Below are 21530 nucleotides of genomic sequence, written 5' to 3' on the forward strand. Positions count from 1 at the left end.
GGGTCTCCTATGGGGTGCTAGGCTTTGCGATGTGCGTGATGGGCGTGCAGTCTCCGTTCGACCAGCGAAAGAGCTGAACTGAGGAGGAAGGTGAGCGCCAGATAGATCGCGCCGCTGACCACGAAGATTTCCAGGACGCGATAGGTCGAGGAAATCAGTTTGTAGGCGACGCCGGTCACCTCGGTCAGGGTGATGATACTGGCCAAGGATGTTGCCTTGATCATCAGGATCACCTCGCTGCCATAGACTGGGAGCCCCTGGCGTAGCGCAATCGGCCAGATGATCCGGCGACGCAGCAGGAAGCCCGACATGCCGCACGAGCGAGCTGCTTCGATTTCGCCCGGCGGCACCGCCTGGACCGCACCGCGAATGATCTCGGCCGTATAGGCTGAGGTATTAAGTGCCAGAGCCAGGATTGCGCACCAATATGGCTCGCGCAGGAACGGCCAGAGAAAGGACTGGCGCAAAATGATGATCTGGCCGAGGCCGTAGTAGATCAGGAATATCTGCACCAGGAGCGGCGTCCCACGAAACACCTCGACATGAGCCCGGGCAAGCCATTGCAAAGGCGGCAACGGGCAGGCTGCGGCCGCAGCCACCAACACTGCCAAACCAAAACCTATCGAAAGCGACAAGGCGGCAAGCTGCAGAGTGAGCGGCAGGCCGGACAGGAGCTGCCGCAGGACATCCAAAAGAAACGGCCAATCCATGATCAGCGACTCCAGGGTTTGGCGAGGCGGCGTTCCATTCGCATCAAGACGATGCCCGTTGACCGGCCGATGATCAGAAACACCAGGGCGGCAACGCCATAAAACAGCAGCGGCTGACGGGTCGAACCCGCGGCTGTCCCGGTCTGGCGCAGCAACTCGCTCAGCCCAATCACTGATAGAAGTGATGTCTCCTTCAGCGCCGACTGCCAGACATTGCCTAGCGCGGGCAGGGCAAAGCGCAGCGTTTGCGGCGCGATGATGCGCCGTAACAGCAATAGTCTGGACATGCCGCAAGAGGCGCCGGCTTCTATCTGCCCCCGGTCGAGGCGCAAGTAGGCGGACCGGTAGCCCTCGGTTTGATAGGCGCCGGATACGACCCCGACGGCGATGGCGCCGGTTGCAAAGGAAGGCAGCGAATAAAAGCCGGGAAAGCCACCGACGTTCATCGCCTTTGAAAGAACGACACTTCCGCCAAAATAGAACAGATAAACGACAAGGATCTCAGGGACGCCGCGAAAAACCGTTGTGTAGAATTGGCCAATGGCGCGCAAGAAGCGCGATCGTGCCAGTTTCAGGCTCGCACCACCAATTCCAAGGACGCTGCCAAGAAAGAAGCCACAAATCGCGGCCGCTAGGGTTATCCCTGCCGCTTTGAGGAGAGGTAGACCCCAGCCCTGTGGTCCGAAGCCCAACAATTCTATGAAGCTCGTCGTCATTGCAAGGCCTCATGATTGAGCGGTGGTTTGGTGCGAAAACGGTCTGCTGCAAATGGAGCAAGCCTCGAGTCGGCAGCCCCGGAAATCAACGACTGGGCGACAATCTCTCCAATCGCAGGCGCAAGCTGAAAGCCATGGCCACAAAACCCGAACACGTGCCAGAGGCCGTCATGCTGGGTGCTGGGTCCGATGAAGGGGATACCATCAGGCGTTGCGCCTTCGAGACCTGTCCAGGTTCTTAGAACTGGCACACCTGCCAGAGCGGGAAACGCAGTAATCGTGGCGATCGCGCTTGAGGCCATGCGGTCCATGATGGTGAACGAGGTATCCTGATCCGGGCAGGGCTTACCCGAGATGCCGCCGCCGATAACCAGGGAGCCGACGGCGCTCTGTTTGAACGATAGCGGCTGGTCGATTCCGATCACCACCGGCGTAACGAAGGCCTGCACACGCGCTGTCACCATCATGGTGAGAGCCAGAATTTTCATTGGCAGTGTCTCGCCCACGAGGGCCGCTACGTTCGCGCCCCATGCGCCGGCGCAATTGATGATGCGCTCCGCTTCGAGAGACCCAGCATCGGTTTCAGCCGCCCAGTTGCCTCCCGGTGCACGTCGCAGTTCGCGTAAGGCACAGCGCTCAACAATTCGCACGCCAGCCGCCTCGGCAGCATCGCGGAAGGCACGAGCAGCGTTGGCAGGATTGGCGTGTCCATCGCGCCGAGAAATGAGACCGCCAAGCGCTGAGCGCGCGAGGCCGGGCAGCAAGCGGTGCAATTCCTCCGGACCGATCAATTCCTCCGAAAAGATGCCGCGACGTCGCATATCCTGAGCGCGCACCTCAGCCCAATCCAGTTCCGCAGCATCCATGGCCAGCGCGATTTGCGATGTGCCCAGGCGCACTTCGCAAGCCTCGGCGCCTGCAGCCCCAACGTATTCGGTGAGATTTTCCCACATCTCCATAGCGCGCAGAGACAGCGGGTATTCACGCACATCCCGCATCAGGAGCCTAAGGCCGCCGGCGTTTACCCCTGAGGCATGACGCCCGGCAAGGTTCTTCTCGATTACGGTGACTTGCCTGCCAGCCCGCGCGAGAAACAGCGCGATCGAGCAGCCTTGCAGACCGCCACCGATGATCAAAACATCATCGACAGCCCTACGCATAGGAACCGTCCGAGGACGCCTCTGGCTTATCATCAAGCGAGACAATCTCGGCCAACTGCGGATCGAACCCGGTCAATCCGGCAAGCGCCGCCAAGGGCAGTGGTCGCAGCGGTGGTCGCGCCCGGAAAGGAACAGGAAACTCCGACTGTTGCGTCACTGTCTCCTCAAGGAGACGCGCCAGTGTAACCGAGCAGGTCCGGCCCTGGCATGGGCCCATGCCGCAGCGCAAAACGCCACGGATCAGATCCATGTCGGTAGCACCTTGGCGAATAATCGCGCGGAGAGTACCGGCAGTTATCTCCTCGCACCGGCAGATGATTGTTGCATCCTCGGGTAGTTGCGAAGCGAGGCCGGGCGGAAAGGCCGTATCGATGAACGGCCGAGCGGCAATCGCGCGCTGAACACACACAGCAGCCCCCTCGACGTCACTGTCTACTTTCAGGCTTGATGCACCGGAGAGCTCAGAGAGGATTGCCCTTGCTGCGTGGCGCCCATGGGCAATTGCGGCGTCTGCCCCACCGATCATGCGAGCGTCGCCTGAAACGTGGATGCGGCAAGGCCCAGTGGTCAAGGTGGCGCCTGGCGCCAGTTGCGCCCTGCCGTCCCGCGCGGTTTTTGGCCGCCAGCATGCATCGGCTTTCTGCCATTCCAGCGCCAGGCCGGCACCATGCGCCAGATCGACAGCGGGGACGATACCGTCGTGGACGACCAGCAGGTCGCAAGCCAGTTCCACCCTCATGCCCGCGACAGTCATGCTCACGCGCTCTACCTGGCTGCCGCCATGCGCTTGCAGTTCGGTGATGCCCGATCGCATGGGGATGCCGGCAAACCGCAAGCGGGTAAGCCAGCCCACGCCTTTCAGAAGTGCGGGAAGGCCCGCAAGACGAAGCCGGGATAGTGCCGCAATCTTGTGCCGCAGCCGGTCCGTGCGGGCAATAAGCGCTGGCCTTACCCCGAGGCGCCGCAATTGCTCGGCAAGAAGGAAAATCAGGGGGCCGGTGCCTGCGAGCACGACCCGGCCCTCTGGCTGGAGACGCCCGGCCTTGATCAGGGTCTGCACAGCTCCGGCCGTCATCACGCCGGGCAAGGTCCAGCCGGGAAAGGGAGTTGGGCGCTCCATCGCGCCATTGGCAAGCAACACATGCCTCGCCCGCAAATACCCGGCCACCTCTCCTTTGAGCCAGCCGACCGTGCCATCGGCGCGCAGATCCCAAACGGCGGTTTCAGGGCGATAGTCGATGCGAGGCGTAGTCCTGAATTTTTGGATCAGCGTGTGACCTGCGGCGTAGGTCGGGCCAAGCGCTTTGAGAAGGACCTCGGTCCCTGGACGATCCTCAAAGTTCGCGTCGAGCGCGCGAAAGATCTGTCCGCCGGGTGCCGGCTGTAGGTCGAGGACGACAACCTGGCTTCCCGCAGAAGCCAGTTCGACAGCAGCCGCCATTCCTGCAGGGCCTGCGCCAATGACGATGACATCGGCATCGGGCACCCGTCCGTTTGGTACTTCGCCGGGCGAAATTGGATTGGTCAGGATGGTCATTGTGATCCTGCTCCGGTTATCGTCGTGACACCTTTCTGGGTCCGAACCCTCATCCCGTCCCGGACCTGCGAAAGGCATGCCTGGCGGCTTCCAATGCCCTCGATATCGATCAGGCAGTCGAAGCAATGACCGATCATGCAGAATGGCAGCCTGGGAGAACCGCTAACCGGCGTGGTGCGGAAATGCGAAACGCCGGCCCTCAAAAGACAGGCAGCAATCGTCTCACCCGAACGAGCGGCAATCGGTTCGCTGTCTAAGAAGACAGTAATAGTCGCCTCGGAGGACCCGATGGGCTTGAACATGCCAGCACCTGTCGAAATGTCTTGAGGGACCGCTTGCGCCTACCGGAGCATGCATTGGTCCCCTCCCTTGAAAGGGAGGGGACCGGGTCAATTACTCGTGGATCGAGATGTCTACGCCGAACCACTTCGCGGTGAGGGCCTTGTTCGTCCCATCTTTGTTTATCTCGGTGATGGCGCCGTCGAATGCCGCCCGTAGCGCATCGTCTTTGAGGCGGAGCGCAACGTTGGTCGTGCCGAGGCCGAGCACGCCGCCGGCAAAGGTTGGACCGGCAAAGACGAGCGCTCCCTTCGCATTGGCGTCGATCACGGCCTTGAAGGCCGTCACGTTGGCGATTGCCACATCGATGCGTGCCGCGGTTAGTTCCAGACCCAGTTGCTCGAACGACGGGTATTCGCGGATCTGAAGATTTTTGAAGTACTGGCTGGCAAAGGTCGCCGCCGTCGTCCCAGTCTGTACGCCGATCACCTTTCCGGCGAGCTTTCCTTTCAGGACTTCCATTGCGGCCTCGGCGTCCTTCGGAGATTTCGCGAGGTCGAAAGACTGACCGGCGTCTGGTAGGTCCTTCAGTGCGTTGTCGCCCGCAGTCAGAAACCCGTTTGGCGCCTTCGCATAGGGCTTGGAGAAGGCGACGACCTTCTTGCGCTCTTCGGTCACGCCCATGGAGGCGATGATGGCATCGTACTTACCGACGGTGAGGCCAGGAATGATGCCGCTCCATTCCTGTGGAACGACGTCGCATTTGATCTTCATGCGCTCGCACAGAATCTTGGTCAGGTCGATTTCGTAGCCGCCCAGCGAACCATCGGAGTTGGTGTAGTTCCAGGGAGGGTAAGCCCCTTCAGTAGCGATGGTGATATGGTCAGGTAGGTTCTGGGCGACCGCCGTGCCGGCCAAAAGCGGCATAACGGCCAGCGCGAGTATCGTGCGTCGAATTTGCATTCCCTGTTCCCTTTCTTATTGCGTTGGAATGGACGGGTCCTTCAGCCCGCCTGAATATGCCACCCAACGGGGCTTCGCTTGAGACAGTATCTCGTTGCTCTAAGGCTAAGTTGAGCTTATGCTGCCCGATCATGTCGGCGCTGATCCCGTCCTTGAATTGGCTTCGCGTGTTTGAGGCATCCGCGAGGCATCAGAGCTTTGCTCGCGCGGGCAAGGAATTGAACATGTCGGCGGCGGCGGTGAGCCAGCAGGTTTTGGCTCTGGAAACCCACTTGGGTCGCGCGCTATTCGAACGGGCGGCGAACCGGATTAGCCTTACTGCCGAGGGACGTGACTTCCTGCCGACAGTTCAGGTTTCGCTGGGTGCGATCGAAAGCAAGGCCGCTTCGATCTTTGGCAAGCAGCGCGCTGAGCGTGTCGCCCTTCTTGCAAGCCAGTTGATGGCCATGAGTTGGTTGCCGCGGGTCCTGGCCGAGTTTGAGCGCGAGAACCCGTCAATTTGCGTTGATCTCATGATGGAGGGCACACAGCGCAAGACGGAGCCAGATCTGGCGATCCGTTTCGGAGAAGAGCCGCACCTTGTCCGTCATCCCAACTGGCTTATGGGAATGTCGCATGTCGTTATGTGCCGCAAGGAAGATGCCCCGAAAATAACGGATCTTGAGAGCCTGCTCTCGTTTCGATTGTTTGATGTGATCTCGCATGCCATGGGCTGGACCGCGCTGCTCACCCATAACTTCGGGCCGATGCAGGGGCGCAATCTCATGCTGGAATCAGTCGATACGACTCCACTGGCGCTGATGATGGTCAGCCAGGGACTGGGCATTGCAATCGGCCATGTTCCTGTATGTGGCCCATTGGCGGCCTCTTTGAACTTGGGCGTCTGTTCCTTCGTGCCGAAAACGCCGGGACCAGGGAACTATTATCTTGAGCAATCGGTGAACCGCCCAGGACGCGCGGCTACCTTGCATTTAGAGCGCGCTCTCCAAGCTGCCGCCCAAACATCGATGCGCGCCCCGTGAAGGATTGGAGGGGCCATGGCTTTCAACAATCAGGCGGAGCTCCGATTCGTGTAAATGGCGTGCGCTGAAAGGTCTCGTGAAGAGGACTGCTTTTAGACAGCTGCTTGGCCTCTCGCAACGACCGATATGAGGCGCATTTCAGACGGGCGGCAAATGGCCGCTTTGCGGACTGTCCGTTTTCGGGATGGCGAGACTAAGCGGATTGACGCGTCCGTATCGCGGACCTTTGCGCCAAGAGCCAGCGTTGATAGTCGCCTGTCAGCGACTTCAAGTCTCGCGCCACGACAGCGCGCCGTCACGCAGCTCCCTGATGCCCGGGCCAATCTCACCAAATGTCGACTCTCGTCGCCTGCTCTGCTTTTTTTGCGGCGCCGTGTCCAGTTGTACCTGCCCTTCAAAGGCTGCCAGGTTCATGGTTCGAGCAAAGAACGGATGTGAGGAGACTCTCAACGCACCTCTCACCGACACCATAAATCAGCGAACGCCGGAACGTTTGAGGAAATGGCAAGTTGCCCCGTCTGGAGGAACACGCACATGAACGGTGTCATTTATCTGATCGGATTGGTGGTCGTCGTGCTCGCGATCCTCTCGTTTCTAGGCCTCCACTGATGGTTGGCCCGACATGGGAGACTGGCATGGCATCTGAACCGAATCCTAACCCCGATTTCTCGCGGGCCCAGCGGGAGATTGCCGGCCGCGCCGACGAGGCGGGGCGCTTGGCCTCCGAGATTTTCGGCTCAGCCAAGGAAGATATTTCACAGAAAGCCAAGGAAGTGGCCGCAGAAGGCAAGGACGCGCTACTCGACGAGGCCCAGCTTGCACAGAATACCCTGACGGGTGCGGTCGCCGCGCTTGGCGGCGCCGTCCGCGCGGCCAGTGACCACCTAGCCAACAGCGACCAGAAAGCGGCGGCAAAGTTTGCCCTTGAAGCAGCCGGCAGTCTTGAGCGTATGTCCGCGTCGCTCAAGGACAAGCCTTTCGAAGAAGTCCTGGCTGAGGTCCGCGCTTTCGGCGGCAGCAATCCGGCGGCGTTGTTCGGTGGAGCAATGGTCGCGGGTCTGGCATTGGGTCGCTTTATCAAAAGCTCGTCGCCAGGTCCCCACGCTAAAGATCGTCCCCAACCCGATGTGGCAGCCGGGAGTGATACGCCATGACCCCCGGCAGCCAAGAGGACCGCAGTTTGATGACGCTGATCGGAGACCTGTCGCAGCAGGTTGTTACGTTGGTCCAGACCGAGGGCAGGCTCCTCAGAACTGAGCTCTCGGAAAAGGCCGAAAAGGCTGGCGCGGGTGCAATCGAGGTTCTGGGCGGCGCCATTTGCCTTCTGGCCGCCTTAATGGTGCTTCTGCAGGCCCTGGTCATCGCGCTCTCGAAAACCCCTCTCGGACCAGGATGGTCGTCGCTGCTGGTCGGCATCGTAGTCGCCGTCCTTGGCCTCGTCTTGGTGAAGACAGGCTCCGCAAATATGAAACCATCTGAATTAACGCCGGATCGCACCGCCGCGCAGCTGAAGAGCGACGCAAAGGTAATCAAGGACCAAGTCAAATGATCGAGAAATCATCCGCCGAACTTCAACGTGAGGCCGAAATCGCGCGGGCCAACGTTTCCGACACGGCCGAATCCATTCGCAACAAAATGACGCCAGGCCAGCTCATCGACGAGTTTTCCGGGCTCTTTACAAGCGGCGATGGCAGCTCGATGCTCAGTGCCCTCAAGTCACAGGTTGGTGCGAATCCGCTTCCCGTCGCTCTCGTAAGCGTTGGCTTGATGTGGCTGATGGCAGGACAAGGAGCCCAGAAGCCGGTCTCGGTCAATGATTCGGCCCGCTCGAGCTTGCGTCCTGACTTCGCCGGTGATGCCGGAGCAGTGGATCTCCCATTTGACAGCGAGGGTCTGATAAGCGGCGTGTCAGACGCTTTGTCAGGCGCCGCCGACAAGGCAAAATCTATCGTCGGAGATGCGGCCGATGGCGCGCGTTCGTCCATGGCAGGTGCTGCTTCGAGCGTTTCGCACAGCGCCAGCCAATACGGTGATCAGGCTAGTAAAGCAACGGCCGCAGCCGTGGACCTGATGCGCCGGGAACCGCTGATGCTGGCGGCTCTGGGCCTGGCGTTCGGGACAGCGGTAGGAGCAATGCTTCCACGCACCGAATTCGAGGATCAACAGCTCGGTGAAACGAGCGACGCTATCCGCGACAAGGCGAACGACTTGCTCCATCAAGGCGTCGAAGGCGCCAAGGATGTTGCCGCTCAAGCCTACCAAACAGTCAAGGACGAGGCCGACAAAAAGGGCTTCGGCGCCGATCCTGCTTCGATCATCAACACAGTTTCTGACGTCGTCAAAACCGCAGCCTCGGAAACCGAAAAGGCCGTCAGGGACAAGATCAGCGACGCCAGCGGAGAGCGGGCGACGTGAGGTAGGTTTTCGGCTTGCTTTCACGATCAGGGCGCGCGTCCAAGCTAGCTGCAGCGTGGATGGCCAACCTCAAGCCACGTTGGTCCATGCCTGCCTTGCCAGGTCGCATTTAGCGACGCCGTACCGCCAGCGGTGCCAAGTGCATTGGCACAGAAAATCCAAGGCTCACGGCCCGCACAGCGGTCGCCTCAACCTGCCTCTGTAGTGAGCGCCTCCCAGCTCCGCGCCGGCGAGCTTTGCCCGGAAGCCATCTATCTGCTGCAGGATTGCACGGGCGCGGAAAGCTTTTCGCTTTGCTGCAGCTGGTCGTTCCGGTCACGCAATAGAGATCGCACGGCCGAATGGCGGAGATGGAACCCGAGTTGGCTAGGCTCGGTTTGGCATTTCTACGCGCGCTCGAACCACGTGGCTCACCGAGCCTGGAGCTGGTCGCGGCCAGCAGCTATTTTGACCGTCTGATGGATAATTCCAAGGTGGTGCGGAATCTGGCCCGGAATTTCCCGGGTCAGTTTGAGGAATTTCACAGGCTCTCGGCGGGCTGAGTTTCGAACTGCTGCGGGTGGCTTTGGCGGTGTTGGGAACTGGAGCATGCACCCCCCGGGCGTTAGCTCGGATGTCCGCTTTTGGGATGCGCCTAGGCTCAGCTCATAGACTTACATGGGGCGCATTTCAGACGGGCGGCAATGGGCCGCTTTGCGGACTGTCCGTTTTAGGGATGGCGAGAGTGGAAAGCGGACTGACGCGTCCGGCATATCGTGGACCCTTTGCGCCAAGAGCCAGCGTTGATAGTCGCCTGTCAGCGACTTCAAGTCTCGCGCCACGACAGCGCGTCTTGGTATGTCGGTTGCTCTAGTGGGGGTGCCTGATACAACCACCATCGACCCGTTTCATGGCGAGGGCATTATCTAGCCGCCCCCGCCATATGGAAGAATAGGTGCTAGACGCCACCAGTTACACTGCCTTGCTTAGCTGGAGTTCGTCGCTGAGTGCGCGTTCGTTGGGGTCGATCGGACCCAGGTTCTTGACGACCCGGAATCGACCGCCCTGCGCCTGCGCAATGTACATGTTCATGCGAACATGGTGCTGGCCGGGGACCATCTCGGCCCGGCCACCTGGTCCCTCGCTGATTCGCGCGTGATCGAGCGCCCGGATGACCGCATCGCGCTCCACCGTGCCGGCTTCGGTCACCGCCGCTTCCCACATCTTGATCGCTCGGTAGTGGCCGGTGCAGCCGCTGCCTGCGGTCAACATCGCGCTGCCGGGGAAACGGTCTTGGTAGCGATGCAAGAGGGCGCGGCCAAACGGATCATCGAGTTCCTGATAGTAGTCGAGGCAGCTGTAGAGGCCTTCGATCTGCTCGGACGGCACAAGATTGAAGAAGTTCTCGTCGAAGTAGGTGCAGATGATCTTGCCGCCCCGCTTGCCGAAGCCGGCCTTGTGCAATTCGTCGAGGAACGGCGTCAGGCCCGGCGGAACGAGGGTGTTGAATACCACCTCGGCGCCACTCGCCATGATCTGCTCGACCGTCCGCCGGAAATCGACTGTATCGAGGGGGAAATATTCCTCACCGACGATCTCACCGCCGTTCGCGCGCACAATCTGGCTCGCCGCCTTGTTCAGCAAATGAGGCCAGATGTAGTCGGCCGATGGCAGATAGAATGTCTTTGCCCCGGTCGTCTTCATGAACCATGGGATCAGCGGCTCGACCTGCTGCGCGGGCACTGGACCCGAGCAGAAGATCAGGGGATCGTTTTCCTGTCCCTCATACTGCTCGGTGTAGATGTAGAGCGTCCTGCCCCGCACGACTGCCTCGCTCTTGATGGCCTGGCGGGTCGAGCTGTAGATCCCGCCGACGACCAGGTCGACTTTGTCGACATCTATCAGTTTCGCGGTCCTTGCCTTGGCGACGGTGTCGGTGGTTTCGCCGTCCTCGATGACAAGCTCCAGCGGCCGGCCGAGCAAGCCGCCTTTGGCGTTGATGTCGTCGACGAGCATGGTGGTGAGGTTCGCATTTGCGATGCCCATGAAAGACAATGGGCCGGTGAGTTCGGCGATTAGGCCGATCTTGATGGGTTTCGGATCCATTTGATTTTTCCAAATCTGGGGTTCATCGGGCGCGCCGCCGCCGGGCGGCGGGCGGCGCTCAGGGCGGGACCTCAGGCTTCGTAATGGCCGAGGAGCAGTGCCGCCTGCGGCTTGCCGACATGGCCGGCTTCCTGCAGGATCGCTGGCACCTCCGGATCGGACACGAAATTCTTCCAGCCCTCGGCGTCCCAGTCGAAGATCGCCCAGACGCGATCGGGCTCGCTGGGGTCGCGGAAGACGGTCGCGCCGCTCGAGCCGTGCAGCCGACGCTTGTCGGCGCCCTTGGTCGAAAAGATACGGATGAAGTGGTCGACATCTGCCACTTTGGTCGTTGCGAGAAGCATCTGATTTCCTCCTGTCGGTCGCGGCCACCATTGGTCCGTCGACAGGATCACGATGCGCGCCCGTGAGCGGGTCCACATGGGGTGGATTCCCTATGCCTGCGTTTCGCCCGGTCGGATAAGGCCGTGCTCGACCGCATAGAGTGCCGCGGCGGCGCGGGTGGTCACGCCGATCTTGGAATAGACGTTCTGGATATGGTGGTCCACGGTCTTGGGCGAGATATCAAGCTTGCGTGCCGCCTCTTTCGCCGTGAGCCCGGCGGCGATCAGGCGCAGCACCTCGATTTCGCGCGCCGTCATGCCGGCCAGCGCCCGCGGCAAAGCCCGCCGCGACTGCTGTCCCGCGAAAGACAACACGGCCTCTGCGGCGTCAGGGCAGATACAACCGTCACGCACGGCGGCGCGCAACTGCGTTGCCGCTGCCTCGCTGGATAAGGCCTTGCGATGTGGACGTTCCTCCCGTGATGTCTGGAAGGCTTCGGCTGCGGCCAGGATCCGTGCCGCCGGGGACAGGTCTGAGCCGCCGACCTTGCGGTGATAGCCCGAGCCATCCAGGCGTTCGTGATGGCGGAGCACGAGGGCGGCCATCGCATCGCCCTCGCGGCCGAACGAGGCCAGCGCCCGCTCACCATAATAGGCGTGAAGCTGCGCCGCGTCGCGCTCGCGCACCGACAGCGGACCGTTCCGCATCCAGGTCGCCACCGGCACGACGAGTTCGCCGATGTCATGGATGCAGCCCGACCAGCGCAGCGCGCGAACGTCAGGATCGGGCAACCCGCTCCGTTTGCCCGCACCCGTGGCCAGTTCCGACACCATCCTCGAATGGCCCTGCGTAAACGGCATGCGCATGTCGATCATGTCGGCTATGGCCAGGAACGCCTCGTCGCAAGCCTTCTCGTCAAGCGTCACCGGCGGATCGGGCTCAAGCGCCAAAATGGTCTCGCGGTCGACAGTCGCGCTGATGCCATCCATTAGGATCGCCGCATTGGACGAGACGAGTCGAGCCAGGCCCGCTTCGTATGGGCCATCGGCACGACCGGCGATGGTTTCGGCCATCCCTTCGATGCCGACGGCATCGCAAAGCGCGATGGCATCCTGCTCCAGCGTGATCAGGCGTACGGCGGGCAGGACATCGTCACTGCTCAGCCCACGCGGCAGGCCCTTGCCGTCCCAACGTTCGTAGATTTGCCCGAGATTGCGCCGGATCTCGTCCGACAGGCCGAGCCGCTCGCCTATCCGCTGCGCGACCTCGCAATGCGCTGTGAGCACCGGGCGCGCCACCACGAGCGCTTGCGACATCGCGGCCTCGATCGCCCTCGCCTGCGCGTCAGGCTCGAGATCGTAGTAGAACCGCTTGAACGCCTGCACGAAGACCCTGCCCAATTCCGCACGATTGCCCATGTCGAGGCCGACAAGGTCCTGGCGGAGCGCAATTTCGTCGCCGAAGGTGGCCGACAGAAGGTCCGTGTCGGCATTGCAGCCGACATAGCGCAGCATGGACTGGTGGTAGGCATTGCGCCGAACCTCATTGGAAACACCCGCAAGCTCGGCGATCCGCATTGCAAGTACGCAGGATTTCAGTGCGAAGTCGCGAGAATGGCCCGTGGCGAGGTCCGAAGCATAGGCCAGGACCATCATGAAATCCGCCCGGCGTATTGAGACGTCTGTCATCGCCCACCCCCAGTGAGCCTTATGCTAGCCGCGTGCGCCGTCCTTACCTAGGGGAAAAATTCCAAGCCTGATGTGGAGCCTGCGAGAAACAGAATGTTCGGTTTCTAGGCTTCATATATTTATCTGCCCCATCCATCATTGCCACCAACAATGGCTCCAACCTGCTGGTGACGCCGCATGCCGACGACAGCAAAAGATCGCGTCCTCAATAGTGGGTCTTGCGATGTAGCGCTCTACTGACTCGAACCCCGGGAAAAAGATTACCATTCATTGGGACAGTTTTTCGGCGTTCATCCTGACAGTCACGATTATACCTTCATTTGACCAATCCGTGACGATCGAGCCTCCAAGCTGGCCAGTCACACTGCGGTTCAGCAACTGGCTGCCGTACCCCTCCCTGCCGGACGACGCTACGAAGGGACCCCCGCGCTCGGTCCACACAATACAAACCTCGTTATCAGATGACGTTCCCGAGACGTCCAACATCCCCGATCTCACAGAGAGGGCGCCGTATTTGAGGGAGTTGGTAGCGAGCTCGTGGATCACAAGGGCCAAGGTCATGGCAGACTGTTCACCTACGCCCATTCGCGGAACGGCTACACGGATACGACCGCTGAAAGCTCCTTGATCATCATAGGGAGCCAGCAGAACGGCTATAAGATCACCGATCAGTGCGGCGCGGCCCTGGTTACCCGCTAGCGGTCGAACGACGTCGTGCGCCCTTCCTAGGGCGGTCAGCCGTTGTGTGAGTTCCCTCGCCATTTCCGTGACTGATGTCGCGGAGCGAGATGTGATGTTGGTCAAGCCAGTGGCAATCGCCAGCAGGTTCTTGACCCGGTGGCTCATCTCTCCCGCCAGGAGTTCATGCCCCTCTTCCGCCTGTTTGCGGCCGGTTACATCGAGGAATACCCCCGACATCTGCCCATTGTGCAATCCCTCGTCATTTCCAAGACCACGCGCAGAAATCCAACGAATTTCCTCGCCAAGGATGATGCGGAAATCGATTTCGTAGGCGCCTACCAGCGCCCGCGTTGCGGTGAATGCGGCACGCACCCTGTCCCGATCCGCAGGATGGATCCGGGACGATAAATCCTCGAATGTCACCTGATCCGCCTGTGGCAACCCCCACAACCTGAATCCTTGCTCATCCATGGCAAAAGCATCGGTTTCGACGCTCCATGACCAGAGAGCAACCCCGGCAGCATGCAAGGCGCGCTTGAGGTTATCAACCTGGTTGAGGGGATGGTCTTTGTCGCTGAACGGCATGACGACTTTCATTGGGCAAAATTTGCAAGCAGCGGTAGCCCAGGAAGCGTTGTACGTGCGTTGTTTGAGCAGGACAACAGGCCAGCTATAACGTCAGCGTCCGCCCAATCGCCACTTTCAGTTCCTGTTCGCTAAACGGCTTCCCCAGACGTTCGAATTTGCCTTTGTAGTCGTCTGGCATTTGCGCGTAGCCGGTGGCGATCAGGACCTTGATGTGTGGCCAGCGCGTCGTCGTCGTCGCGGCCAACGCGCCACCGGTCATTTTTGGCATCGAGTAGTCCGTTATGAGGAGGTCGATGCTTTCCTTATCAAGAATGGACAGGGCTTCTTCGCCCGATGTTGCCTCGAAGACCTGATGTCCGAGATCCTCGACCATCGTCACGGTGTTCAGGAGCACGAGAGCATCGTCATCCACGACAAGAACGCGCTTGCCATCCATTGCCGTGAACACCGGCACGGCGGCCGGTGGTTCGGGCGAACTGAGTTCACCGGGCGCCAGCGCTAGCCACAACTCCGCTCGCGTTCCGTTGCCGGGCTCGCTGGACAACACGAATCGTCCGCCTGACTGCTCGGCGAGCCCATGCACCATCGAGAGACCAAGGCCTGTCCCCTTGCCAACACCTTTGGTCGTAAAGAAGGGCTCAGCTGCATGAGACAACGTGGTGGCGTTCATCCCTTCGCCGGTATCGGTTACCGAAAGCACCACATAGCGTCCGGCCCGCCGAGCGTCGTCACGGGGAGAAGTCTCCTGCCGTTCGGCAGCTATGACCAGCGTGCCACCGTCTGGCATCGCGTCGCGCGCATTGACTGCTAGGTTGAGCAGCGCGAACTCAAGTTGCGCCCGGTCCGTATGGACCAGCGGCAGGGATACCGGAAACCGTGTCGTTACAACAATGGATGGGCCAAGGGTGCGATCCAGAATGTCCGCCATGCCACGCACGGTATCGACGAGATCGACGGCTTGCATCGCAAGTTCCTGCTTGCGGGCAAAAGCCAGCATGCGTTGCGTGAGGGCAGCGCCCCGCCGAGCCGCCTGGATAGCGTTATCAATAAACGGCGTAACCTGGGGATCAGGCTTGCTGCGTCGGGCGACAATCTCGAGACTGCCCAAAACGGCCATCAGGAGATTGTTGAAATCGTGTGCGACGCCCCCGGTCAACTGGCCGATCGCCTCCAATTTCTGGGACTGGAACAGGGCCTCGCGTGCCTGATCGAGCTGCCGCTGAGTGTCACGACGGTCCGTGATATCCCGAATGACCTTGGCGAAGCCGATGAGGTTGCCCCCATCATCGTAAATAGCGTCGATTACGACATGGGCAAAGAACAAAGACCCGTCTTTGCGAACGCGCCAGCCTTCCACCTCTGTGTTGCCCGCCGCCCGGGCAGTTTCGAGATTCTTCTGCGGCTCGCCACTCGCGCGATCTTCCTGAGTATAAAATAGCGAGAAATGCTGCCCGACGATTTCTTCCTCGGTATACCCCTTGATGCGCTCGGCGCCCGCGTTCCAGCTTACGACATTGCCCTCTGGGTCGAGCATGAACAGCGCGTAGTCCCTTACCCCTTTGACCAGCAACCGAAACTGCTCCTGACTTCGCCGCAGTACCGCTTCCTGGGCTCGCTTCTTCGTCAGGTCGCGTGTGATCTTGGCAAATCCCACCACGGTTCCCGCTGGATCAACGATGCGATCGATGACCACACTGGCCCAGAACCGCGAACCATCCTTGCGGTATCGCCATCCCTCCTCCTCGAAGTGCCCATCCCTGGCCGCCAGTTGGAGGTTGCGCTTGGGCACGCCCGCGTCGCGGTCCTCCTCGGAATAGAACCTTGCAAAGTTCTGCCCGACGATTTCCTCCGACCGGTAACCTTTGAAACGCTCCGCCCCCGCGTTCCAGCTTACAACGGTGCCATCTGGATCCATCAGGTATATGGCATAGTCGCTAATCGACTCAACGAGGAGACGATATCGGGCCTCGGAAGGCTCTACCGCATGCTGATCATTAAGCAGGCTCATCCCACACCCCGGCGCTCTGAAGGCACATCGGGTACGAACGGACCGGGTGAAATATAGTTCCACTCAACAAGTCCGCAGCGACAAGCCAATGTCGTTCCAGCCTCGCCCCCCCAAGGGGCGAAGACGAATGATGTGTGGGGAGCTAGGTGAGCTCGGTATAAAAATCGCAAATCAAATCGGCGACTTTAACGGCTTCAAAATCCGTCATGTGCGCCGCGGTCTCGACCGCAACCATTTCCATATCGTCTTGGTCGACAGCCATGAGATCAAGAATCTTGGCAAACTTGATTTTGAGCTCGCGGTCACCGTCGAATTCATCGATCGTCACATTGAGAATATTAACATTGGCATCAATCAGACGCGTTTGCACGCTCTCGGAGGAGGCAGCCAATGTCCTGATTGCAGCGAAAAAGTGCTCGCGCGCGTTGGCATATTTTTCGCCCATTTTCGTTCCTTCCGCGTAAATTTTGCGCTTTGGACGCCAAGCGCAGATTGCGTCATATGGGCGTCTACACACAGCAGTCAACCCAAACTGCGTCCTACCCCACCCGCGCCGACGAGAATCTTCGGCGATCACAAGCGTGCGGCCGCCCAGGCTTTCGTGTTTATGTTGGATAGTGGGTCTTGCAATGAGCCATCTAACGACCCGAAGCCGCGACATGTATGAGTTAGTCCTTGCTGCTCATCAGGTGAGAGAGCAGGCGCTTGCCGGCAAGTGCGGCCAAGTAAATGCACCATGCTTCGCTTCTTTCTGACGCGATCGACCGGCCTCCAGTACCTGACATGAGATGGCTTCCTGCTTGCTGGCGCAGGCAGCTTGTTGCGTGTGATGTAGCCAGCGTTAACGCCAAGGATCGAGTGGTTCAACGTTGACCCTCAGCGCATGGATCACCGCTGCAAACCATCCCGCTCCCGCCCCACTACCCACCCACATTGCGATGCCGTCGATCTAGGACTCGATCACACAAGCGTCTAGCCGACACCCGATTCGTTGGCGTATCGTTCGATCCTTGTGGCCAGATTTCTCACCCTGATCCTCGTTCGTTCTGCCAGGCCTTTTCGACACTGTTCTGTTCTTCGCCACCGTCCGGCCGGTTCAGCGTGACCGTGCAGCGGATGAGCGTATTCCAGTCGGGTCCGTGCTCGATGATCAAGTGCAGTTCGGTAATCTCTTCCAAGAAGTGCTCGATGGTGATGGGTCCATTCTCGTGCTGATATTCAAGCACGGCTTTCCACCGCTTGTCGCCGTGCAGCGTCACCACATTTGTCATCGGACACTCCCCGTCGGCGACACCGAATCTATCTTAAAACTCTTATACCGCTTCCCCGGTGTTACGCCGCTGCAGTCTTGTTATGGGATGCACGACGCAAGTACTGGATGCAGCGTCCGATCAGCACGGACGAATTGTTCGCGCCTCAAGCCCCTTATGGCCTCGACTGTAAGTGATCATCACCTTCTGGCCGACTTCGAGGTTTGCCACGCCGCTGCGGTCAAAGTAGTCGCGTGGACAAACACGTCCTTCTCCCCGCCATCCAACGCAATGAATCCGAACCCCTTGTTCAGATCGTATCGCTTCACGACGCCGGCGGCTTCCTGCCCGTCGTGTTCCTGCATAGGAACCGAGGCTTCGGCGGATCGCTTCACAACCTTTGGGGAGGACGCACCGTCTCCCAGGCTTACAGAGACAACTTCGACAACTTGGGCTCCTTTCTGGCCGGGTTCGGTTCGGACCTTCAGGCGTGCCCCCTCGGGAAGGCTGTCATGTCCCGCAGCCTGCAACTTCGAGAAGTGAATGAAGGCATCGGAACCATCGCTGAGCCTCAAGAAGCCGAAACCCTTCTCCGCGTTTAACCAGAGTACCTCAGCATCATGTAAGAAGGTCGTCGCTGACGAAGTCTGGGGTGGTGCTGGCCTGCGGTCGAAATAACTCGGTTCCGAACTCTCATGATGATTATCGCTCTCGAAGCCTTGGCTCCGCGACTGACGGTGTTCCCGATATTTGCCCATTCCAGCACTGACCCTAGAGGAAAAGATTGCATTATCACCGGCAGTGAACAGCGAGCAATATCAATCCAGTTGCTGACGTGGCGCACTGGAAAACTCCCCCGTCGAAGGTGCGGGAGAAAATCCGTTCGATGGAATCGGTCAGGCATCAGCCCGATCTGGAGCCCCGCTGAAACCGCGTGAAGGATTATGCTTGCTCTAGCCTGTGAACTCATAAATGCGGAGTGACCAAGAGGGGTGGAATTCGGACGGTGCTTGTCAACCCGTAGCGAATTCAAGGAATTCAGGCTCTACGTAGATCGTGTGCATATACGACGGTTCACCTAATATCTCTCCGACATCCAAAGCAGCCATGCCGTCTAACATTTCCCTGACTGGGAACGTCTTTCCGAGGCATAAGCGGAAGAGAGTTGCGGTTTGAAGATCGTCTGCATCAACAAGATTTGGCGGCGTTCCAACTAAACGAACATGTGTTCCGACGCTGAAGGACCTTTGCATACATGGAGTTATATCGCTGCAGCCATTGTCCGCAATGGGGTCGTTCGCCTATTGGCGGCTTTTAAATTGCAATGGAATGTGATTCAGCCTCTGCATGAGCCGCTATGACCTGACCGATTCCGAATGGCTTGTGATCGAGCCGCTCTTGCCCGAGGTGTTGCCGCGCGTAGACGATCGCCGCGTGTTGAACGGCATCTTCTGGGTGCTGCGACCCGGTGCGCAATGGCGCGATCTGCCAGAGCGATACGGCCCCCGCACCACCTGCTACAATCGCTTTGTCCGATGGCGTAAAGCAGGTGTGTGGGACCGCCTCATGGACCCCGTCACCAAAGGCCATGACGGCAACGCGCAGATGATAGACACCTCCATTGTTCGCGTCCATCAGCAAGGTGCGACGGCAAAAAGGGGGCCGAGATCTTTGTCTCGGTCGCTCCCGAGGCGGGCTGAGCCAATGGTAGGCCGATCAAACTGATGCTCACGGCAAGTCAGATGAGTGACATCGCCTCCGCAGCAGACATGATCACGGATTTGCGTGAGGGTGCGATGCCGCTCGCCGACAAGGGCTATGATGCCAACGCCTTGCGCAACGCCGTCACCAGGCGAAATGCATGGGCCAATATCCCGCCAAGGCCAATCGCAAGGACCCGATCTGCTTCAGCCCCTTCCTCTACAAGGCGCGCAACCTCGTCGAACGCTTCTGCAACAAGGCCAAGCAGTTCCGTCGCATCGCAACTCGATACGACAAGCTGGCAGAAAACTATCTTGCCGCCCTCAAACTCGTCTCCGTCCGCATCTGGCTACGCGGTAATGAGCCTACGTCCTAGGGTGTGCGAGCACATTCGGGCGGGCTGATGCATGTGCCGGAATGAGCGTGCGATTTCGCGACAACTACATGGAAGCTTAAATTAAAAAGGTGCCGTGACGCGCAAAGGCCAACGAGGCGTTCTCGCGAAGGCTGCCGTTGGCGCTCAGACCTGATTGAATGTGAAGGATGTCAGAAGCGAAGTGACGAAGTTGCTGGCCTTCTCTTTAACGAGAAGCTCCGTCCACTCGTCGGTTCCTCTGAGCATCAGGCCAGTGTAAATGCTGTCGACCGCAGCCTCTTCGATGCGCTTGATATGTGACTTGAACGCAGCCTCGCCGTCTATCCTGTAGATATCCCTCACGACCATTCGCAGGATTTCCTGGATGGCGATCTGCCAGGCGGTATTGATGGTTTGAAGTTCGCTCGTTTTTTCGGACATCCAGATCTCCTTGATCTTGACGGCCATCGACAAGAGGCGGCGGAACACGCGCGAGCTGGTGGGTCGGTCGGCCGGACATAAAAAAGGTCAGGCAATTCTGCCTGACCTCGCTTGGTCTCATGCTTTCAACAGTGCCAGTACATCCGTGGTCAAAGGAAAGCTGAACCCGATCAGACGGCCTGCAGGTTGCAGGCGGACATCTTGCCCGACTTGTTGTCGCGCTCCATTTCGTAGCCGATCTTCTGGCCTTCGACGATTTCGCGCATTCCTGCACGTTCGACGGCAGAGATGTGAACGAAAGCGTCGGCGCCGCCATTGTCAGGCTGAATGAAGCCGAAACCCTTGGTGGAATTGAACCATTTAACTGTGCCAGTGGTCATGATGAACCCTTTTCATAGCAATATTGGACGTCGGCAACGCGAGAGCGCTGCCGATTTGTGACGATGACGATTTTGAAGGGAAGGTTCGTTCAGGGCGCGGTGCCAAACGCGCGATAACCAAAGCTCAGCAAGCAATATCGACAATTGAATTCATATCCTCCCGCAATGGCGACGTCAACTTTTGGTTTTGGAAATTGTCACTTCAACTTTTTTGGCGTCGGCGCCGGTTTTGATCGGATCTTTTCTCGCTCCCGTCACATGAGTCCTGCTTTCGATGGCAACAGTACGGCTGCTTTCGCCTCAGCCAGGCGTGTCATCCTCATCGCTTTCCCTTAGCCGGCAAGGTTTGGCTTCGCCCTTTCATATGAGTGAGCTCGGTCATCGGACACAGCAAACGCGGCCGCTTCGGATCGGAGATATCGAGCATATCCCAGGGGATGCGATAGAAGCCATCTCGCCGGCGCAGGCTGAAAAGATCGAGTAATGCGGAGCCGATAGCGAAAGCAGAAAGCCGCTCGAGCGCTGCATAGATGCCTACGTGAAATTCGGTCACGACGAGATCGCCGCCTACCTGTTCGGCGCGTATCTCCTCGATATGGCCTACGCTTTTGCCGCGTGGCGACAGCACGCGCCTGCCGGAAAGATGTTCGAGGTTGACGGTGGTGGTCATGCCTACGCCCCCGGTCCGCCAAGATGGGCTGAGCGTTGCATCGAGCGATATCAGCGGTCGTTCTGTCGCCGCTTTCGCTCGGCTTCGATTTCTTCGGGTTCCTTGTCGTCGATCTTGGCTGTCGTGCTGTCTGCCCCCACCGAGGCGCGTAGCGGTTCGTCGAGCTTGGCATTCAGGGCTACGGCCGCAGCCGTGGACCTGATGCGCCGGGAACCGCTGATGCTGGCGGCTCTGGGCCTGGCGTTCGGGACAGCGGTAGGAGTAATGCTTCCACGCACCGAATTCGAGGATCAACAGCTCGGTGAAACGAGCGACGCTATCCGCAACAAGGCGAACGACCTGCTCCATCAAGGCGTCGAAGGCGCCAAGGATGTTGCCGCTCAAGCCTACCAAACAGTCAAGGACGAGGCCGACAAAAAGGGCTTCGGCGCCGATCCTGCTTCGATCATCAACACAGTTTCTGACGTCGTCAAAACCGCAGCCTCGGAAACCGAAAAGGCCGTCAGGGACAAGATCAGCGACGCCAGCGGAGAGCGGGCGACGTGAGGTAGGTTTCG

At 59.5% G+C, this 21530-nt stretch carries 24 protein-coding genes and 1 pseudogene; 7 read left to right on the forward strand and 18 right to left on the reverse strand.

The genetic code is table 11. The features are described from left to right. Positions 1–17: 17 nt before the first annotated feature. The 6 genes from EN824_RS30750 to EN824_RS30775 form a co-directional block, all read right to left on the reverse strand. Positions 18–710, reverse strand: coding sequence for an ABC transporter permease (locus EN824_RS30750; RefSeq protein WP_135880714.1), 693 nt, complete (start codon positions 708–710; stop codon positions 18–20). Positions 711–712: 2 nt separating this feature from the next. Next, positions 713–1426: an ABC transporter permease subunit gene (locus tag EN824_RS30755; protein ID WP_135880715.1), complete on the reverse strand. Its 714-nt coding sequence runs from the start codon at positions 1424–1426 to the stop codon at positions 713–715. After that, positions 1423–2586 (reverse strand): FAD-dependent oxidoreductase, encoded by a 1164-nt coding sequence (locus EN824_RS30760; RefSeq protein WP_135907032.1) that lies wholly within the window; start codon positions 2584–2586, stop codon positions 1423–1425. Before EN824_RS30760 ends, EN824_RS30755 begins: the two co-directional genes overlap by 4 nt. Next, positions 2579–4123, reverse strand: a complete 1545-nt coding sequence (locus tag EN824_RS30765) for an NAD(P)/FAD-dependent oxidoreductase (RefSeq protein ID WP_135933047.1) — start codon at positions 4121–4123, stop codon at positions 2579–2581. Before EN824_RS30765 ends, EN824_RS30760 begins: the two co-directional genes overlap by 8 nt. Beyond that, complete coding sequence (locus EN824_RS30770; RefSeq protein WP_135880718.1) at positions 4120–4425, reverse strand: (2Fe-2S)-binding protein; 306 nt, start codon at positions 4423–4425, stop codon at positions 4120–4122. The genes EN824_RS30765 and EN824_RS30770 overlap by 4 nt, the downstream gene beginning before the upstream one ends. 91 nt (positions 4426–4516) lie before the next feature. After that, positions 4517–5365, reverse strand: a complete 849-nt coding sequence (locus tag EN824_RS30775; protein ID WP_135907026.1) for a transporter substrate-binding domain-containing protein — start codon at positions 5363–5365, stop codon at positions 4517–4519. 131 nt (positions 5366–5496) lie between these two features. Here EN824_RS30775 and EN824_RS30780 point away from each other — a divergent pair, with 131 nt between their 5' ends. After that, positions 5497–6387, forward strand: a complete 891-nt coding sequence (locus tag EN824_RS30780; RefSeq protein ID WP_135917260.1) for a LysR family transcriptional regulator — start codon at positions 5497–5499, stop codon at positions 6385–6387. 267 nt (positions 6388–6654) lie between these two features. Here the strand turns inward: EN824_RS30780 and EN824_RS35670 are convergent, their stop codons facing one another. Continuing rightward, positions 6655–6801 (reverse strand): hypothetical protein, encoded by a 147-nt coding sequence (locus EN824_RS35670; RefSeq protein ID WP_210236373.1) that lies wholly within the window; start codon positions 6799–6801, stop codon positions 6655–6657. A gap of 221 nt (positions 6802–7022) precedes the next feature. Between EN824_RS35670 and EN824_RS30785 the strand changes: the two genes are divergently transcribed. The 4 genes from EN824_RS30785 to EN824_RS30800 all read left to right on the forward strand — a co-directional run bounded on the left by EN824_RS30785 (position 7023) and on the right by EN824_RS30800 (position 9344). Further along, positions 7023–7541, forward strand: a complete 519-nt coding sequence (locus tag EN824_RS30785) for a hypothetical protein (protein WP_135907022.1) — start codon at positions 7023–7025, stop codon at positions 7539–7541. Beyond that, on the forward strand, positions 7538–7936 hold the full coding sequence (locus EN824_RS30790) for a phage holin family protein (protein WP_135907020.1): 399 nt from the start codon (positions 7538–7540) through the stop codon (positions 7934–7936). Before EN824_RS30785 ends, EN824_RS30790 begins: the two co-directional genes overlap by 4 nt. Beyond that, positions 7933–8802, forward strand: coding sequence for a hypothetical protein (locus EN824_RS30795; RefSeq protein ID WP_135917261.1), 870 nt, complete (start codon positions 7933–7935; stop codon positions 8800–8802). Before EN824_RS30790 ends, EN824_RS30795 begins: the two co-directional genes overlap by 4 nt. 341 nt (positions 8803–9143) lie before the next feature. After that, the gene (locus EN824_RS30800) at positions 9144–9344 is read left to right on the forward strand and encodes a plasmid partitioning protein RepB C-terminal domain-containing protein (RefSeq protein WP_135907018.1); all 201 of its coding nucleotides are present in this window, start codon (positions 9144–9146) and stop codon (positions 9342–9344) included. Between the two features lie 409 nt (positions 9345–9753). Here the strand turns inward: EN824_RS30800 and EN824_RS30805 are convergent, their stop codons facing one another. The 8 genes from EN824_RS30805 to EN824_RS36590 form a co-directional block, all read right to left on the reverse strand. Further along, entirely contained in the window at positions 9754–10887 is a 1134-nt protein-coding gene (locus EN824_RS30805) for a substrate-binding protein (protein ID WP_135907016.1), read from the reverse strand. A 71-nt stretch (positions 10888–10958) separates the two neighbouring features. After that, positions 10959–11231 carry a hypothetical protein gene (locus EN824_RS30810; RefSeq protein ID WP_135907014.1) on the reverse strand — a complete coding sequence of 91 codons (273 nt, stop codon included), beginning with the start codon at positions 11229–11231 and terminating at the stop codon, positions 10959–10961. A 90-nt stretch (positions 11232–11321) separates the two neighbouring features. Continuing rightward, positions 11322–12899, reverse strand: a complete 1578-nt coding sequence (locus EN824_RS30815) for an HD domain-containing phosphohydrolase (protein WP_135917262.1) — start codon at positions 12897–12899, stop codon at positions 11322–11324. A gap of 267 nt (positions 12900–13166) precedes the next feature. After that, complete coding sequence (locus EN824_RS30820; RefSeq protein ID WP_135881131.1) at positions 13167–14165, reverse strand: sensor histidine kinase; 999 nt, start codon at positions 14163–14165, stop codon at positions 13167–13169. Between the two features lie 85 nt (positions 14166–14250). Then, positions 14251–16176 carry a PAS domain-containing sensor histidine kinase gene (locus tag EN824_RS30825; RefSeq protein WP_135907010.1) on the reverse strand — a complete coding sequence of 642 codons (1926 nt, stop codon included), beginning with the start codon at positions 16174–16176 and terminating at the stop codon, positions 14251–14253. Positions 16177–16318: 142 nt separating this feature from the next. Beyond that, positions 16319–16621 carry a hypothetical protein gene (locus tag EN824_RS30830; RefSeq protein WP_135880727.1) on the reverse strand — a complete coding sequence of 101 codons (303 nt, stop codon included), beginning with the start codon at positions 16619–16621 and terminating at the stop codon, positions 16319–16321. A gap of 580 nt (positions 16622–17201) precedes the next feature. Then, the gene (locus EN824_RS30835; protein WP_135880728.1) at positions 17202–17447 is read right to left on the reverse strand and encodes a hypothetical protein; all 246 of its coding nucleotides are present in this window, start codon (positions 17445–17447) and stop codon (positions 17202–17204) included. Between the two features lie 179 nt (positions 17448–17626). Then, positions 17627–18184: a cold shock domain-containing protein gene (locus tag EN824_RS36590; protein WP_135917263.1), complete on the reverse strand. Its 558-nt coding sequence runs from the start codon at positions 18182–18184 to the stop codon at positions 17627–17629. A 589-nt stretch (positions 18185–18773) separates the two neighbouring features. On the opposite strand from EN824_RS36590, the pseudogene EN824_RS30845 reads away from it, so the two are divergent. Beyond that, positions 18774–19503, forward strand: a pseudogene (locus EN824_RS30845) (IS5 family transposase). Between the two features lie 144 nt (positions 19504–19647). Here EN824_RS30845 and EN824_RS30850 read toward each other — a convergent pair. The 3 genes from EN824_RS30850 to EN824_RS30860 form a co-directional block, all read right to left on the reverse strand. Beyond that, positions 19648–19923, reverse strand: a complete 276-nt coding sequence (locus EN824_RS30850) for a hypothetical protein (RefSeq protein WP_135907006.1) — start codon at positions 19921–19923, stop codon at positions 19648–19650. Between the two features lie 170 nt (positions 19924–20093). Beyond that, positions 20094–20303, reverse strand: coding sequence for a cold-shock protein (locus EN824_RS30855; protein WP_027145347.1), 210 nt, complete (start codon positions 20301–20303; stop codon positions 20094–20096). 319 nt (positions 20304–20622) lie between these two features. Continuing rightward, on the reverse strand, positions 20623–20973 hold the full coding sequence (locus EN824_RS30860; protein ID WP_135907004.1) for a hypothetical protein: 351 nt from the start codon (positions 20971–20973) through the stop codon (positions 20623–20625). Positions 20974–21165: 192 nt separating this feature from the next. Between EN824_RS30860 and EN824_RS30865 the strand changes: the two genes are divergently transcribed. Next, positions 21166–21519: a hypothetical protein gene (locus EN824_RS30865; RefSeq protein WP_135917264.1), complete on the forward strand. Its 354-nt coding sequence runs from the start codon at positions 21166–21168 to the stop codon at positions 21517–21519. Positions 21520–21530: the final 11 nt, after the last annotated feature.

Origin of the sequence: Mesorhizobium sp. M8A.F.Ca.ET.181.01.1.1 (genome assembly GCF_004792025.1) — a bacterium.
Taxonomy (GTDB): domain Bacteria; phylum Pseudomonadota; class Alphaproteobacteria; order Rhizobiales; family Rhizobiaceae; genus Mesorhizobium.